Consider the following 16,917-nt stretch of genomic DNA (forward strand, 5'->3'; position numbering starts at 1 on the left):
CTTTCAGTGTAAATAGTGTAAGATAAGAAAAGAAAAAGGAGAGCTCCAAATGAGACATAACAGGATTTATCAGGCAGGCACCTTTTTTTTGTCTGCTTTTTTATATGTAACAGCTGCCATGACACCCATCACCGCTCTGGCTGCCCCGGCTGACCTGAACGAGGCTGCTGCCCAGCAGGAGGAGCGTCTGACCCTTCCCATACAGAGCAATGAGATTGAAAACTGGCCGGAGGGTCCCGCCGTCGGCGCAGAAGGCGCCATCGTGCTGGAAGCCAATACCGGTGTGGTTCTCTATGCCAAAAATATCCACGAGAAGCTTTATCCGGCAAGCACCACCAAGCTGCTTACCTGTCTGATCGCTGCCAGAGAATGCTCCATGGACGAGATCGTGACATTTTCCCATGATGCTGTCTTCGGTATCCAGCAGGGCAGCTCCAATATCGGGATCGATGAAGGACAGGCTATGACTATGGAAGAGTGTCTGTACGGTATTCTTGTTGCCTCCGCCAATGAGGTTGCCGCTGCCGTTGCCGAGCATGTGGCAGGAAGCCAGGAAGCCTTTGCCGATATGATGAACGAGACTGCAAGGGAGCTCGGCTGTCAGGATTCCCATTTCGTGAATCCTCATGGACTGTTTGATGAAAACCACTATACCTCTGCCTATGACCTTGCCATCATTGCGAAAGCCTTTTTCCAGAATGAGCTTCTGAGCAAGATCGGCAATACCCCAAGGCACCACTTTGCAGCCACTGCTGACCAGCCAGATGACTTTACCGTACGTAATAAGCACCAGCTTATTAACGGAGACACTCCCTATGAAGGAATAAAGGGTGGCAAGACCGGATATACCGATGAAGCAAGGCAGACCCTCGTCACCTGTGCCGAACAGAATGGCTTAAAGCTGATCTGTGTGGTCATGAAGGAGGAAAGTCCGGAACAGTTTAATGATACCGTCAGACTTTTTGACTATGGTTTCAAAAATTTTACCGTGACTAACGTAGCAGAAAACGAAACACGATACAATATCGATGAAACCGAGTTTTTCCATACCTCCTATGATATTTTCGGGAATTCCAGTCCGATTCTTTCCTTAAATAAAGACAGCTATCTGATCCTGCCAAAGACCGTCAGCTTTCAGGAGCTGACCTCGGAAATCTCCTATGATGTATCCGGAGAAAATGAAGTTGCTGCCATTAATTACTATTATGAGGATACCTATGTTGGTACAGCCTCTGTTGACCTGGCAAAAGCTACTGCCTACTCTTCCTATGATTTTGACAGCGCACCCATTACACCTGCCAAAACAGAGCCAGTAACCAGTGGAATGGATAATACCATCTTCATTAATATCAAGATCGTACTCCTGGTCATCATTATCCTGGCAGCTCTGACTATTCTGGTCTTTGTGATCCGGGATCTGCTCATCAATTACAGCTTTTCCGGAAGCTCACGTTCTGTCAGCAGGAAAAAATACTGGACCCGGAAGAAACATGGCAGAAACCGCCGTTCTTCCGGATCCAGAGATATTCATTTCTGATGAGATGCCTGCTTTTTCTTTTTCTGTTTGCGGTGTTCTCTGGCTTCCTCTCTCTTATCCTGGATCTTCTGACATTCTTCTTCAGATATGAATTTGGAAGTCTTCACAATATAAACACCGTCATTTTCTGTTTTACGGATCCGGATCTTTGATTTCATGCTGCCATGCACCGGACAGACGGCCACGCTGTAATAATGCTTGCCGTTTGGCGTAAACCACCGGATCTTTTTACGGATATTCCTATGACAGAGATAGCATTTGGTGCTGATCACCTCCCTATCCTCCAGCGCCTCCTGCTTATCCATAAATTCCCTCGAAATATACTTCATATAATCATGGAAGAAGACATGGATCTCTTCCTCTCTGGATGCAGGAAGCACAAAGGTATCAATGGAAAAATTTTCCAGCACATTTTCCGGCAGAATCTCAAGTATCTTTGCCGTATAGTAAGCATCACTGAAGGCCCGGTGAAAAGGAATATCCTTCTCTATCTTCAGGAAGTCAATCGCGTATTCCAGGCTTCGTCTGGACTTGCGGTCCTCATAGGCAATACTGAACAGCTTCTGTACATCCAGAAATTTAAGAGGACCTGTGCTTAGTGGCTCCATTTTATAATAACGCATATTTCTCTGTAATTCATACAGATCAAGTGGTCCCCAGGTGCAGTAGATCACATTCCTCCCACTAAAGGCAAGAAACTCCTCCATCACCTCCGGGAAAGGACACCCCTTTTGCAGATCCTTCATATGAAGATGGATGATCTTACTGGTAATAGCATGCATATGCTGATAGATCGCCGGCTTTACAAGCTGATTGAACTCACTGATCATTTTCCGTTCACTGCTCAGCAGGATCGCACCCATATCGATAATTTCAAAAGGGATTTCCTTTACCTCTGGCTCTTCCCCTGTATTACTCTGGTTCCACTCCAGATCAAGCACAACATAGTTCATTTCATTCGTTTCCTTTATAAAGATGGATCTATTTTACCACAGAACTGCTTCCCTACCAACCCACTTTTATGCTGTGCTTATTGTACCTGCCCCTGCTGGCGCACGGTACCTCCGTTTTTGATCTCTTTCGTGGCACTTACCACGATCATGGTATCTCCATCCAGTGCCCCGGTTATGGCAGCATAATTCTCATTCTGATCCTGCACTGTCACGTTGATCTCCTCAATATAAGACTCCTCTCCGAGGATCCCTTCCCGCTGCTTCACCGCATATACATAATTTCTTGTATTTTCCGAATGCAGGGCATAAACAGGAATACAGAATGGAAACTTCTCCCCTGCATCTGAAGCAGTCAGGGTTCCGGACTGTCCCGGTATCCCTTCTCCTTCTGAAAGAGGGATCAGAATTTCATAGCTGCCATCTCCGGAAGCACTTTCACCAAGATAGGTGACCGTCGTCTGAAATTCACTTTCTCCTTCCAGCTTTACCGTGACGAAATCCTTCAGGCCCACATGCTTTTTCTGCTCCCTGCTGATCAGGATCTTTAACTGACAGGGTACCGAATCATCTGAAAGCCGCAGCACGGCCGTATCCCCGATCCTCTCTCCCGCAGATAGAGAAACTCCTGTGACCACACCGCTTCTTTCTGAAAACACCTGTCCCTCCTGCTGCAGGACCTCCCGATAAACAGAAAGGCTGTCTGAAAGCTTTTCCTTTTCCATGGAAAGCTCTGTCAGCTCGGAAGACGAGGCTTCTGGAAGAAGCGCATCCTCTACCCTTCTTCCTGCATCTTTTACGGCTTCATCCCGTTCCGCTTTCGTGTCTGCCTCCGCATAGGCAGCGCTCTGCAGCGCCGCCTTCGTTTCCTCGTCCATGCCTTCTTCTCCGTCTTCCTCTGCCTGAACATAAGCTTCTGCGGCTCTTCCCACTTTCGTATCCTGGATCCGTGCCGTGGTATCATAATCTTCTCTGGCCCGTGCAAGCTCAAGATCCCGTTTCTGCTGTGCCAGCGCCTGATTTTCTTCTATGGATGCCATCTGCACGGAAAGCCTGTCAATCTCCTGCTGCTTTTCCTCTATGATCTCCTGCAGATCTGCCAGGTCAACCGTAAAGAGAAGATCTCCTTCCTCCACTCTGTCACCTTCCCGCACAGAGATTCCGGCAAGCCGAAGGCCACTGACAAAGTTCACCGGAATTTCCCCTCCGGCAACTACGATGCCCTCAGCCTCCACCTTATGTTCTACATATTTGCTGTCCGGCTTCTGCGCAGTTACCATGGGAAGCTGATAAGCGTACACAGCCCGGGAAATCAGGGTGCACAGCCACATAATGCCAAGAAATATGATAAATCCTGTAAAAATCTTCCGTTTCTTTTCTTTCATAACCTCACTCCTTCAGCCCGGCATATACAATTCCCTGTTCCAGATCATCATGAAAAAGCCCGAATACAAAAAGCACCGGAATCAGCATGATCACACTGCCGCAGAACGCTGTCGCCGCCTGATTCAGGCTGATCTGCGGCAGATACAGGGACAGGGGCCACAGGGATTTGTCGTCCAGAAATGCCATAGGCTGCTCGATCAGATTAAAGCATTCCAGAAATCCAAGGATCAGTGCCGAACAGATCCCGCCCCTGCCAAGAGGAAGCCCTATCCAAAGAAACAGTCCTGCTTCCCCGGCTCCGTCTATCCTCGCCGCTTCCAGCATGGCCTGCGGGATCGCCGAAAATCCTCCGTAACATAAGAATACCGGGAACGCTGAAAAAACAGCCGGCAGGATCACCGCCCACTGTGTATTCATCAGATGCAGCCTGGTGAGAACCAGATAACTGGAAAGCATGGTCACCTGAAACGGGATCAGCATCAGTACCGTATACAGGGAAAACAGCAGCCTGCTGCCCTTCCCCTTATAGACTGCAAATCCAAAAGCCGCCGGAACTGCCACAAGAAGCTGCCCTGCCAGCACTGCCCCTGTCATCCTCATACTGTTCCAGAACAGCGCAAAAAACTGTGGTGTCTCCAGAAGCAGCTTTTCATAATTCAGGAATGTGGGATAATCCGGTATCGCCGTAAAGAAAAAGCTTCCTTCTCCGGTAAATACCGGCATCAGTCTTTCCCTGATCTCCTGCACATCCATCAGTGACCCTGTCAGAAGCAGAAACAATGGCAGAACCGTTACAAGCGCCGGCAGCAGTAAAAGTGCCAGGATCAGTAATTCCTTTCCTCTTTTTCTCATCACTTACTCCTCTTTTTCCTTCCATCTGCCCTGCAGCAGCCAGATACCGGAAAGCAGTACCAGAAACAGCAGTACCGAAGCCGCCGCCATCTTGGAAAACTCCAGATTCACAAACCAGTTGTTAAACAGGTGCTGCAGCAGGTAAATACTTCTGTCAGGATAAGCTCCGGCTGTCAGATAGGCCTCCCGGTAGATCTTGAAGGAATTCAGGAAAGACAGGATCACAATAGTAAAAAATACATTTTTTAGTCCCGGCAGTATGATATAGCGCACCCGCTGAAAGCTTCCTGCCCCGTCCACCATGGCCGCTTCCAGGATCTCCTTCTGGATCCCCTTGATCCCGGCAAGCCACAAAATCACCGTATATCCTGTATTTTTCCAGAGATAACACAAAAGCAGTACCAGAAATTCCTGCCCGGTTAAATAATAGCCGATCACTTTCCAGACGATCACAACGACTGCTGCCGGCAGGGCATAAGGCAGGAGATACAGCGGTTTCAATATCTGTGCCTTTCCTGATCCGCTGAACAAAAGAGCGATCAGAAAGCCGCAGATCAGCAGCAGCGGGATCCCGGTCAGGGTAAACCGCAGTGTATTTTTCACTGCCAGCAAAAAGGCCTGATTGGCAAAGATTGTTTTGTAATGGGAAAATCCGGTAAACTGTCCGGTCACCTCTGTCATAAAGGACCGCCTGACCACATCTCCGAAAGGGATCACGGTAAAGAACGCCGTTCCGATCAGACTGGGAAGAAGAAAGCATAAAAATGCTTTCTTCTCTCTTCTTTCCCGTATGCTACTCCGCCATATAAATGGCCAGCTTTTCCCTGATATTTCTGACTGCCTCCTCTTCATCACAGCTTCCTTCCAGATATTTCTTTCCCTCTTCAAATACGGCCGTTTCCAGTGTCTCATCTTCCAGATAGGGAACTTTGACCTGCTCTATCAGCTGATACAGGCTGTTTTCTGCTTCCTCATCGGGCCAGTAGACATTCAGAGTGGCCTCCAGCCCGTCAGCATTGCCTACGGACATCATGCTATAAACTACATCTCCGTTTTCATCCGGTTCCTGATCCTGCAGCCAGCTTGCATTTCTGCCTGCCGCAAAATTTTCTCTCAGGCCGTCTTTATTAATGGAAAATCCACTGACCTGCCCCTGATACTTCACAGAGAAAAACATCCGTAAAAAGTCAAGTGCCTGTTCCTGATTCTTCGATCCTGCACTGACAGAGACCAGCGTCTGTGGTATAAACACATCACTGCTCTGCCCGTTCATCGGCGCAAAGGTAACATCTTCAAACCCGTCTACCTTTTTTACTGAGGTAAGCATTCCATAATCATAGGTACCGTCTACCATTCCCATCTCTGCCAGGCTTCCGCCGCCAAGGTAACTCATCTCATCCAGTCCGCAGAATGAAATATTGGCTGCCCAGTTTTCTCCATAGTCAGCGACAAAATACTCATTGTACATATCAAAATTTTCCTGTCTCTGCGGCGTCATGCTCTTCATCTGTGCCTCATAGATCCTCTTTGTCTGTACCAGAAATTCTTTTATCTTTTCTTCATCCAGCGTACTGTCTTCTCTGATCCATGCCGGTGCAGAAACCATCGCAAAACACTTCATTACCGCTACCGGAGAATACATATAAGGCTGGAAAATCTGACTTTCCGGATTTTCCTGCTGCAGCTTTTCAATAGCATCTGCTGCCCGTGTCAAACCCTGGCCTGCCTCTGCTGCCCACTGTCTTCCAAATACCATGGGAAGATTGATCGTACATGGTAGCGTATAAATCCCACCATCCTGCTTCATTGCTTCTATGACATTATCAAAGAACTCTGCATCCTGTTCCATATCAGCAACAGTATCTGTCAGATCCAGCAGAAGTCCTTTTTCTATATAGGAAGAAAGCGGCATTCCATCCATGATCAGAATATCCGGTCCCTGTCCTGCCAGAATCTGTGTATTCAGCTTTTTCAGGGCATCCTCTTTGGTTACGGAGCTTCCCTCCTCCATTCCGATTTCATATTCCACATAAACATCTGGGTTATTTACCTGATACTCCGTTATTGCTGCCTGCATATAAGTATCTTCTGAAAGGCTGTATGCCTTCAGCTTCACAGACGGTACAGAGGCAATATCTGGATCATACACAAAATGCACGACAATACCACCGTTGAAAACAGCCAGAAATTCCTGATTATCCAGCTCCACCATGCCACACAGGCCATAGGACGGAGAACTGAGCCTTGAAAGGCTTCCGTCAATGACCTGCTCTACTGCACTTCCGCCGATCACATATCTGTGAAGTCCTTTGGTACCGGCCAGATAGATCACCCCGTCTTCCTTTCCCTGAAACAGGTACAGATCAAACCAGCTGCTTCCGTTAAAGGACCTCTGTCCATAGTATTCCTTTACAAAATCTGCCAGCACAGTATCCTCTACATACGTATCCGCCTTAAGGTCATACAAAAGCGGTGCCTCATAATCATAGCCATCCATGATCATCAGATCTCCGGCAAAGGAAAGCATTCTCGGCGCATCCTCATCTATGGTCAGAAAAGGCGTTCCTTCCGTTTCTCCCTTCTTTACCCGGTAAAGCGTATGGGCGCTGACCGATGCAAAGTAACAGTCCCCCTCCGGAGAAACCCACACATTTCTGGCATATTCATCCTCTGGCAGCGGCAGTGTCAGTTCCGTCGTCTCTCCTTCCGGAGAAATCACTATATATCTGATATGTTTTCCAAACTCGTCTACAGACTCTTCTTCCGTGCTGTCATCATAGATCACAGCAGTAGTTCCATCCGCATTCATCTTCAGATCCATCACATAATGCTGTTCTGCGTTCAGCTGATCCACGACCGGTATCTCATAGGCATGAAAGCTCTGTCCCTGATCTTCCGATACCAGAGAACTGTCAAATTCGTTAAGTATTACGATATTTCCATCTGAAAGTGTCAGCATCTGACAGATGTTTCCCTGCATCATATCCTCTAAAGACAGCTCTGTTTCCGTATACCTTCCCATGGCAGTACTGCCTGAGCCATCATCTGTCTTTCCATTTCCTGCTGTACCTTCTGTATTTTTCAAGGTGCCGCAGCCACTAAGCAATAGCATTCCGGCAAGCAGAAGACTTCCTGTTTTTATCCATCTTTTCCTTTTCTTCATGAAAAAGCACTCCTTTTCGCTGTTTGATTTTCTGTCTCACAGCATAACAGCCCTTTCTCTAATCTGCCTCTAAGATTTCTGAAGATATCTTAAGATCATTCAAAAAGGATCCACCGGATCCTTTTTTCATATGCATGGCAATTTTAAAGAAAGCTTACAGATTTCTGTGGTATACTTTTTAATAGAATACTTTTATGAGGGAGAATCCATGAGAATTTTACTTGCTGAAGACGATGAAGAATTAAACCGTGCTCTGTGCTTCCAGTTAAAGGCACAGGGCTTTTCTGTAGACACCTGTCTGGACGGAGAAGAGGCTCTTTTCTATGGAGAACAGAATATTTATGATGTGATCCTGCTTGACCGCATGCTTCCTCATATGGAGGGAACTGCCGTCCTTTCCCGGCTTCGCAAAAAGGGTGTGCTGGCACCGGTCATTCTGATCACTGCCCTTGGCACACTGACTGACAAGGTGACCGGATTAAACCTGGGCGCTGATGACTATCTGGTGAAGCCCTTTGCTTTTGAAGAACTGCTGGCAAGGATCCACTGCGTGGCAAGGCGGCCAAGGACACTGGAAAATACCCGGAACATTTCCTTTCTGGATCTTACCTTTTATCCGGAAGAATACCGGCTTTCCGGCCCTTCCGGAAGCTGCACCCTCTCCAGAAGGGAGGCTGCCCTGATGGAAACCTTCCTCCGCAGAAAGGAACAACCCCTTTCCCGGAGTTCCCTTCTGCTTACTGTCTGGGGGCCGGACAGCGATGTGGAAGAAGGAAATCTTGACAACTATATCCACTTTTTAAGGAGGCGCCTTACTACTGTAGGCAGCAGCCTTTCCATTAAAACCCTGCGTGGCTTTGGCTACTGCCTGAAGGAGAAATGAGGTTCCCATGTTTCAAAAGGTACGAATCCGTCTTACCCTGCTCTGCAGCGGCATCATCACCCTGCTGATCATCATCATGTCATTTCTGTATCTCCGTATTTCAGAAAATAACCTCTACCGGAACCAGTTTTATTCCTTCCAGAATGACAGCAACACCATCATCATCAATCTGGAGCAGCAGTCTGTCATCACCATGGAATGGCTTTCCAAAATGGAGGCCCAGGGAAACTATCAGTTTTATCTGCTGGATAACGGACATCCCTTTCTTTATAATACACTGCATGATACGGCTCCTGCAGAAAACCGGGCTGCTTCTTCATCAGATGGCAATACTTCTGTGTCCAAAAGCAAGACATCTTCTGCTCTTTCTGACATCTTTGGAGAGGCGTGGACGTATTATGAAAGCACGCTGCCCCAGGATTCTTCTCTGGAAGAGGCATCCTCTCTGTCTCCCTATACGGCATGGCACCGGACCTTTTCCTTCACAGATTCCGGGAAAAATGATTACTTCTGCACATTGATCACGCTGGAGCGGAACACCTCACAGCTTCAGATCATGATCCTTTCTTCTCTGGCCGGTCTTGAAAAACAGATCCGGGAACAACGCTTTCTTTTCCTACTGATCGACTCCTTCACCGTGGCTTTGCTCTTCCTGTTTTCCTTTTTCTTCACCGGAAAACTCCTTGCCCCCATTGAAGAGAGCCGGAAAAAGCAGCTTTCCTTTGTGGCTGCAGCTTCCCACGAGCTGCGTACCCCTCTTTCCGTGATCCTTTCCAGTCTGGAATGCTGTCATCAGGCCTCTCCGGATGAAGTCGCGGGCTTTCTTGCTACGATTGAAAAACAGGCAGCCCTGATGAAAAGTCTTGTCAATGACCTGCTCACCCTGTCTGCCTCAGACAGCGGGCAACTTGTACTTTCCAGAAGCACTGCCGAACTGGACACTCTGCTGCTTGATACCTTCGAAGCTTTTGAGCCGCTTGCCGCCAGAAAATCGATCACCATGTCTGTTTCCCTCCCGGAAGAAGCGCTTACGCCTTATTCCTGCGATGAAATGCGCATCCGGCAGGTACTCTCGATTCTCATTCAGAATGCCATCAGCTATACTCCGGCAGGCGGACATATCCACCTTGCTCTTTCTGTCAGAAATCATCAGTATCTTTTCTCTGTGGCCGATAACGGTCCTGGCATTGCCGATGCTGACAAAGAACATATTTTTGAGCGCTTTTACCGGGCTGAAAAATCCCGGAATACCAAAGGCCATTTCGGTCTTGGGCTTTCGATCGCCTGTGAAATCGTAACTGCACACCACGGACACCTTTGGGTTACTGACACAAATGGCGGCGGGAGTACGTTTTTTATAGGTCTTCCCTGTTGAAATTTCATATGTTTTCCTTTATAATATTGAAAATATTATCTGCTGTTACAATGCTTTTTTACGGTTTCAGAACGTACTCCATCACACAGCAGAAAGCAGTACACCCGGAGGTAGACCTACATCATGAACAGATTCAGACAACTTGCAGCAAAAATGGCCACTATTTTACTGACTACAGTGCCCTTGCTTACAGCAGCAGTTCCCCTTTCCGCACAGGCTGCAGAAGATATCTTATCTGACAGGCTGGAATTACGAATATGTCTATGCTTCTTTTTCAGAATGTTATACCATGCTGGCTAATGGAGAAATCGATCTGTTCGGTAACGTTTCCTACACTCCTGAGCGGGCAGAGCTCTTTAATTTTTCTTCCTATCCTCAGGGAAAAGATACCTACTGGCTGTATGTAAATAAAAATCAGTCCTCTCTGGCTGATGGTGATGTTGATGCCATTGTGGCGCCGGACCTTGCCACAGACTATGACTATCTCGCTATCTCCAGTATCGGCTACAGTGAATTCTATTGATATCCGTACCCCGATGAATGCAATTATCGGTTTCACTGATATCACCCTGAAAAATGAGCCGGCTCCTGAAGTAAAAAGTTATCTTGAAAAAGTTAAACAGAGCTCTGACTATCTGCTATCCCTGATCAATGATGTACTGGACATCAGCCGTATCGAGAGTGGAAATATCTCCTATGATCCGGAACCGGTCAATATTACTGCCGTTACAGACTCTGTACTGGATATCACCCACGGCTTTACTATCAACCGTGATCTGCAACTTATCGTACACCGGGATGAACCGGAAACCCATTATGTGTTGGCTGACGAAGTAAGGCTTCGTGAGATCCTGATCAATATCATAAGCAATGCCGTAAAATTCACCCATGATGGTGGACGCATTACTTTTGAAACCTTCCGTAAACCCGGAACTGCCCCGGACAATATCATATTCGGATACCGTATTTCTGATACCGGCCTTGGCATGGCTATTACCAAACGATATGTGGAACTGATGGGCGGTACCATTACCGTAGAAAGCACTAAGGGCAAAGGTACAACCTTCACCGTGGAGCTTCCTTTAACTCTAGCAGACCCTATTGAAAAAAGGAAAGCGTATACGGCTCCTGTCCAGAAAAGAACAACTGATCTTCACGTACTCATGGCAGAAGACAATGATCTGAATGCTGAAATCGCAACTATGCTGCTGGAAGATGAAGGTATGCATGTGACAAGGGCAGCAGACGGCTGTGAGGTAGTGAAAATGTTTAAAAGTCATCCTGCCAGTACCTATGATGTGATATTAATGGACATTATGATGCCCAGGATGAACGGTTATGAAGCAACACAGGCGATCCGTAACATGAACCGTCCTGATGCAGGGAAGGTACAGATCGTTGCCATGACGGCCAATGCCTTTGCAGAAGATGTTGTGAAATGTAAAGAGGCCGGGATGGACAGCCATCTGCCGAAGCCCTTTAAGGCTGATCAACTGATAGCATCCATCATCGCCCCTAAAAATTAGAATATTATATTAATCTAAGTATAAAAAAGGGTTACAGCTGCTCAATAAATGCCTGCGCAAGCTGAATCCATACCGTAGTTTCCGGCTGCAGATTCTCCTCACAGGAGCAGGTGAACCGGTTTCCAAGTCCAAGACCATGAGCCCCCTTCGGGAATATATGTAACTCTACCGGAACCTTTGCCTTGCAGAGTGCAGTTGCAAATAACATAGAGTTTTCCACAGGAACCAGTCCGTCCGTAAAGGTATGCCACAGAAATGTGGGTGGTGTATCTTTGGTAACCTGATTTTCCAGAGACATTTTCGCTGAAAGTGTCTCTTCTTTATTTCCAAGAAGTGCACGGAAGGAATCCCTGTGTGCAAATTCTCCGGAAGTGATCACCGGATAGCTGAGGATCAGACCGTTTGGTTTTAACAGACTTTCATCCCCGCCAGCCACTTCATTTACCAGAAATTCACTGTTCCAGAAGCAGCCAAGACTGGCTGCCAGATGTCCTCCTGCTGAGGATCCCTGCACCAGAATTTTATTCGGGTCAATATGCCACTCTTTCACGTGCTTACGGATCGTTACCATGGCGCTTGCCAGCTCCAGAAGTGCAGCCGGATATCTCGCCGGTGCCACACTGTAATTCAGAACCGCCGCATGGTATCCCATGGCATTGAACTGCATGGCAATAGGCTCTCCTTCCCGTACGGATATATTTTCATAACCGCCGCCCGGGCAGATCAGTACAAGCGGCCGCTCCGTGAAAACATAACAGTCCTCATAGTCCAGAATATAAGTGGTCAGCGTGGGAGTCCCAATACTGCCTTCTACTGTCATATCGATTGTTTCGTGTATCATGTGATTCTCCTTTTCTTTTATTCCCTGTCAGATCATGAATCTTCCATTCACGATCCGGATTCTTTTTGAATATGCAGGGCAATCAGGAAAAGCTGCCCTGCGGCAGCTTCCCCCAAAAACCATATTCTTTATTTATTCTGCATCACTGTCTCATCATTCCTGCCTGTGCAGACTCCTTTAGAAAGTAACAGTCAGATCTGCATTTCCGGAAAGGGAAATGACAGTGTCCTTCTTATCAATCTTTACTTCACCCTGTGAAACAGAGATTGCGATCACATTTACCAGTCTGATCCTGTAAACCTTGTCACTCTTTACTGCGATCTGGATCTGATTGCCGTCTCTCTTTGCTGTCATGGCGATCTCCTCTGTCTTATCCATGCCATAAACGGCCGCCTCTGCACTCTTTCCATCCTTCAGTGCATAGAGACGAAGCTCTGCATCATCACCATAATCATAATCCGGCTTGTCATCATGTGCGCCCATTGCTACAATGGAGTTTTCCTTTACCATAAGCGGAATGCTCAGGTAATCACACTTCTCTGTAAACCAGCCGCAGCCTTCCTTCTCTTCTCCTGTAAAGAAGTCTGTCCAGGTTCCCTTCGGCAGATAATACTCTGCAAGGCTCTGGTCATTAAAGACTGGCGCTACTAACAGGTTATCACCCAGCATATACTGCTTATCTACATAATGACAGGTCTTATCCTCTGTAAATTCCAGCACCATACTTCTCATGGTAGGAATACCGCTTATAGAAGTTTCGATCGCTGTCTTGTACAGATAAGGCATCAGGCTTGCCTTTAATCTGGTGAAGAATCTTACAACATCTACTGCCTCATCATCATAAACCCACGGTACTCTGTAGGAAGAGCTTCCATGAAGTCTTGAGTGGGAAGAAAGAAGTCCGAATGCTACCCAGCGCTTGTAAACATCAGCGGTAGAGGTATTCTCGAATCCTCCGATATCATGTGCCCAGAAGCCGAATCCGCTCATCAGCAGAGACAGGCCGCCACGAAGGCTTTCTTCCATGGATTCATAATCTGACCAGCAGTCACCGCCCCAGTGTACCGGGAACTTCTGACCGCCAACAGTTGCAGAACGTGCGAAGAGAACAGCCTGTCCTTTTCCTCTCTTACGCTCCAGCAGCTCATAAACACATTTATTGTAAAGGTAGGTATAGTAGTTGTGCATCTTCTTCGGGTCAGAGCCATCGAAGTAAACAACATCCTCAGTAGGGATTCTCTCACCAAAGTCTGTCTTAAAGCAGTCAACACCCATATCAAGCAGTACTTCCAGCTTATCCTGATACCACTTGTAAGCGTCAGGATTAGTGAAGTCAACAAGTGCCATACCCGGCTGCCACATATCCCACTGCCATACTCTGCCATTGGTTCTCTTAATGAAATAACCCTTCTCCATACCTTCATCGAAGATATCAGATTCCTGGCCAATGTAGCTGTTGATCCATACACAGATATTCAGACCTTTGTCCTTGATTCTCTTTAACAGTCCTGCAGGATCAGGGAATACTCTGCTGTCCCATACGAAATCGCTCCAGTGGAACTCCTTCATCCAGAAGCAGTCAAAGTGGAAGGTTCGTAACGGAATGCCACGATCCAGCATACCATCAATAAAGCTCATAACTGTTGCTTCATCATAATTGGTAGTAAAGGATGTTGACAGCCACAGTCCGAACGTCCAGGGAGCCGGAAGGGAAGGCTTACCTGTCAGATCTGTATATCTGGTCAGTACTTCCTTCATGGTAGGTCCATTGATCAGGAAATAATCCAGATAACCGCCCTCTACGGAAAACTCTGTTCTGGTCACCATCTCGGTCGCTACCTCGAAGGATACCTTTTCAGAATGATTTACCAGTACGCCATATCCCTTATTTGTAAGATAAAAAGGAATATTCTTATAGGACTGCTCTGTGCTGGTGCCTCCATCAGCATTCCAGATATCCACGCTCTGTCCGTTCTTTACAAAGGGAGTGAATCTCTCACCCATACCATATACAAGCTCTCCGACAGATAAGGAAAGCATCTGTCTCATATAAGTTTCTTCGCTGTCTGTATAATTATAAGCAAGTCCCTTGAAATCTGTCTTCATCAGTGCCAGGTCACGTCCTGCACTTCTGGTGATCATCTCACCATTTCTGTAGTAAGTCATGGACCAGCTCTTCTTGGTGATCACAAGTGTAAGCTCACCGCTTGCAATGCTGATCTCTTCCTCACTGTCCTTAACGTCAAGGGGCAGCGCTTCGTTCAGCTCCAGCTCGAAGGAAGGTGTATCTACAACCTCTCCCTTATAATGATAAGTCCGGACTCTTAAAATTTCCGGTGCAGGAGATGTGATCTCCAGTGTCAGATTTACGCCCCCCAGAGTATCTCCTCTTGTAACAATATGAGTAGTTGGAGCACAGATTGTAACCTTTTTCTCTTCAATCTTTGTGAAATAAGCTTCTGCAGGAGCAAAGCAGCTGCATCCTTCCTTTTGTAACCAGCATCCATTACTGAATTTCATGTTTTTACCCATTCCTTTCTGAAAAAATAGATTCTTTTCCTCTGACAGGCAATTCCGTCCTTCCCTCAGAGGTCTCTCTGTAATGATAGAATATAACTATTTTATTGCTGATTCTTTAATTATCTTCTACTTTTCTAACACTATCTTGACATTTTCGTTCAAAACAGCAAAAATGAAGGTAATCTTTTTTAAAGGAGAACCACCTATGGAGCCAGGATCCGTTCTTTCCAAACAACAATATGAAGAAAAAATCAGCCATACCACCGCCGATCTTCCCTTTGCCCTGCACAGACTTTCCTATCCGGCCGGTGCGGACATTCTCTTTTACCAGCACTGGCACAAAGAGTTTGAATTCATTATGGTTACCGGAGGCTGCCTGGAGCTTACCGTAGAAAGCAGAACCCATATCCTGCAGTCAGGAGAAGGTGCTTTTATCAATGCCTCCTTCAGCCACAGTGGAAGAAGCGCCTGTTCACAGTCCTGCTCCTTCACCGCACTGGATTTTTCCTATGAGCTTCTGGACGAAAACCCTCACAGCCACTTTTCCCGGAAATATATCAATCCTGTGCTGGAAGGATATCTTCTTTTCCCGGAAGCAATTCATCTGTCAGGGAATACCCTGCTCCTTTGCAAGGCTGCTTCCTGGCAGTCCAAACTACTGTTTACATTAAGAGAAATCGAAAGCTGCCAAGATGACACTCTTTCCAAAAGAGAGCTCTTTCTGAAGTCCCGGATCTACCTGCTTTGGGAGCTTTTGTTCCAACAGGCACAGCCAGACGGTTCTGGGAACCGCCAGGAACGCCATAACAGAGAACGGCTGTCTCCTGTGCTTTCTTATATCCGGGAACATTTTTCAGAAGAAATTTCCCTTGCGCAGCTTGCCAATATCGCAGCCCTGAGCGAAGGACGGTTCTGCCGGATCTTCAGGGAAACCATGAACCAGACCCCATTCCAGTACATCATGCACTATCGGGTCATGCAGAGCTGCAGCCTCCTGACAGAAACTGATCTTCCCATTGGTGAGATCGCCCTGCGCTCCGGCTTTAACAATATCAGCTACTATAACAAAACCTTCCTGAAACAGATCGGCTGTACACCGAGGCACTACCGGACCTATACTGTTTTCGGAACCTCTGGCTGATCCTGCCTCCCACGGCAGCCTGCTAAAGCGCACCACAGAAAAAGCTGCAGGATATCCTACAGCTTTTTCAATAGATCCGGTAATTCTCTTAAATCTGTTATTTCGTAATCCGGGATGATCCCTGTCCCGTTCTCCTCCCCCTCCTTGTGGAACCAGATCGTTCTGACACCGGCATTGATCCCGCCAAGGATATCTGATGTCAGGCTGTCCCCTATCACCACTGCTTCATTCCTGTCAAAATCCGGAATCCTTTCAAAGCATCTGTCAAAATATTCCTTCGATGGCTTATTGACTCCGATCTCCTCAGAAATAAAAACATCTTCTACATAGTCCCGGATGCCTGCACTTGCGATCCGTCCCTTCTGCACATGGGCCGTTCCATTGGTCATAATATAAATCTGATATTCCCCTGAAAGCTTCTGCAGAAGCTCCTCCGCATAGTCCATGAAGTAATGCCCCTCTCCAAGAAATCCTTCATACAGGCGGGCCGCTTCCTCTGCCTCCCGGTCAATTCCAAATTCTTCGAATAAAAGCAGAAAACGGCGTTTCTTTACCGCTTCACGGTCAAGCTCTCCCTTTTCCAGCAGCTTCCACTGTGCCAGATTGATCTTATTATACCGGTCCAGCATATAATCTGTCGGCTCTAGGGAAAGGGCACTGAGCGCCTTCGTCAGTGCAAGCCTTTCCGCCTTATCAAAATCAAGCAGCGTATTATCCAGGTCAAACAGTAGTTTACGTAACAT

At 47.1% G+C, this 16,917-nt stretch carries 14 protein-coding genes; 6 read left to right on the forward strand and 8 right to left on the reverse strand.

The window, feature by feature from the left end; genetic code table 11:
- The first annotated feature begins 49 nt into the window (after window positions 1-49).
- A complete protein-coding gene (locus OCV77_RS07080; protein ID WP_262574279.1) occupies window positions 50-1,537 on the forward strand; it encodes a D-alanyl-D-alanine carboxypeptidase family protein in 1,488 nt (495 codons plus the stop codon).
- Here the strand turns inward: OCV77_RS07080 and OCV77_RS07085 are convergent.
- From OCV77_RS07085 to OCV77_RS07105, 5 genes are all read right to left on the reverse strand, one after another.
- Complete coding sequence (locus tag OCV77_RS07085) at window positions 1,528-2,490, reverse strand: 3'-5' exonuclease (protein ID WP_262574280.1); 963 nt, start codon at window positions 2,488-2,490, stop codon at window positions 1,528-1,530. The two genes, OCV77_RS07080 and OCV77_RS07085, sit on opposite strands and share 10 nt — an antisense overlap.
- 77 nt (window positions 2,491-2,567) lie before the next feature.
- Window positions 2,568-3,872: an RND family efflux transporter gene (locus tag OCV77_RS07090; protein WP_262574282.1), complete on the reverse strand. Its 1,305-nt coding sequence runs from the start codon at window positions 3,870-3,872 to the stop codon at window positions 2,568-2,570.
- Between the two features lie 4 nt (window positions 3,873-3,876).
- A complete protein-coding gene (locus OCV77_RS07095) occupies window positions 3,877-4,725 on the reverse strand; it encodes a carbohydrate ABC transporter permease (RefSeq protein WP_262574283.1) in 849 nt (282 codons plus the stop codon).
- 3 nt (window positions 4,726-4,728) lie between these two features.
- Window positions 4,729-5,577 carry a carbohydrate ABC transporter permease gene (locus tag OCV77_RS07100; protein ID WP_118798801.1) on the reverse strand — a complete coding sequence of 283 codons (849 nt, stop codon included), beginning with the start codon at window positions 5,575-5,577 and terminating at the stop codon, window positions 4,729-4,731.
- On the reverse strand, window positions 5,519-7,888 hold the full coding sequence (locus OCV77_RS07105) for an ABC transporter substrate-binding protein (RefSeq protein ID WP_262574285.1): 2,370 nt from the start codon (window positions 7,886-7,888) through the stop codon (window positions 5,519-5,521). Before OCV77_RS07105 ends, OCV77_RS07100 begins: the two co-directional genes overlap by 59 nt.
- 208 nt (window positions 7,889-8,096) lie before the next feature.
- On the opposite strand from OCV77_RS07105, the gene OCV77_RS07110 reads away from it, so the two are divergent.
- The 4 genes from OCV77_RS07110 to OCV77_RS07125 all read left to right on the forward strand — a co-directional run bounded on the left by OCV77_RS07110 (window position 8,097) and on the right by OCV77_RS07125 (window position 11,672).
- A complete protein-coding gene (locus OCV77_RS07110; RefSeq protein ID WP_118798847.1) occupies window positions 8,097-8,771 on the forward strand; it encodes a response regulator transcription factor in 675 nt (224 codons plus the stop codon).
- A gap of 7 nt (window positions 8,772-8,778) precedes the next feature.
- Window positions 8,779-10,146 carry a sensor histidine kinase gene (locus OCV77_RS07115; RefSeq protein ID WP_262574286.1) on the forward strand — a complete coding sequence of 456 codons (1,368 nt, stop codon included), beginning with the start codon at window positions 8,779-8,781 and terminating at the stop codon, window positions 10,144-10,146.
- 226 nt (window positions 10,147-10,372) lie between these two features.
- Entirely contained in the window at window positions 10,373-10,669 is a 297-nt protein-coding gene (locus OCV77_RS07120) for a transporter substrate-binding domain-containing protein (RefSeq protein ID WP_416910407.1), read from the forward strand.
- A complete protein-coding gene (locus OCV77_RS07125) occupies window positions 10,656-11,672 on the forward strand; it encodes a response regulator (protein ID WP_262574287.1) in 1,017 nt (338 codons plus the stop codon). Before OCV77_RS07120 ends, OCV77_RS07125 begins: the two co-directional genes overlap by 14 nt.
- 31 nt (window positions 11,673-11,703) lie before the next feature.
- Here OCV77_RS07125 and OCV77_RS07130 read toward each other — a convergent pair whose 3' ends face one another.
- Window positions 11,704-12,513 (reverse strand): alpha/beta hydrolase, encoded by an 810-nt coding sequence (locus OCV77_RS07130; protein WP_118798806.1) that lies wholly within the window; start codon window positions 12,511-12,513, stop codon window positions 11,704-11,706.
- 177 nt (window positions 12,514-12,690) lie between these two features.
- Window positions 12,691-15,033: an alpha-xylosidase gene (gene yicI, locus OCV77_RS07135; protein WP_262574288.1), complete on the reverse strand. Its 2,343-nt coding sequence runs from the start codon at window positions 15,031-15,033 to the stop codon at window positions 12,691-12,693.
- A gap of 205 nt (window positions 15,034-15,238) precedes the next feature.
- On the opposite strand from yicI, the gene OCV77_RS07140 reads away from it, so the two are divergent.
- Entirely contained in the window at window positions 15,239-16,174 is a 936-nt protein-coding gene (locus tag OCV77_RS07140) for an AraC family transcriptional regulator (protein WP_262574289.1), read from the forward strand.
- 56 nt (window positions 16,175-16,230) lie between these two features.
- On the opposite strand, the gene OCV77_RS07145 is transcribed toward OCV77_RS07140, so the two are convergent.
- Window positions 16,231-16,917 (reverse strand): YjjG family noncanonical pyrimidine nucleotidase, encoded by a 687-nt coding sequence (locus OCV77_RS07145; RefSeq protein WP_262574291.1) that lies wholly within the window; start codon window positions 16,915-16,917, stop codon window positions 16,231-16,233.

Source organism: Suilimivivens aceti (genome assembly GCF_025567405.1).
Taxonomy (GTDB): Bacteria; Bacillota; Clostridia; order Lachnospirales; family Lachnospiraceae; genus Suilimivivens; species Suilimivivens aceti.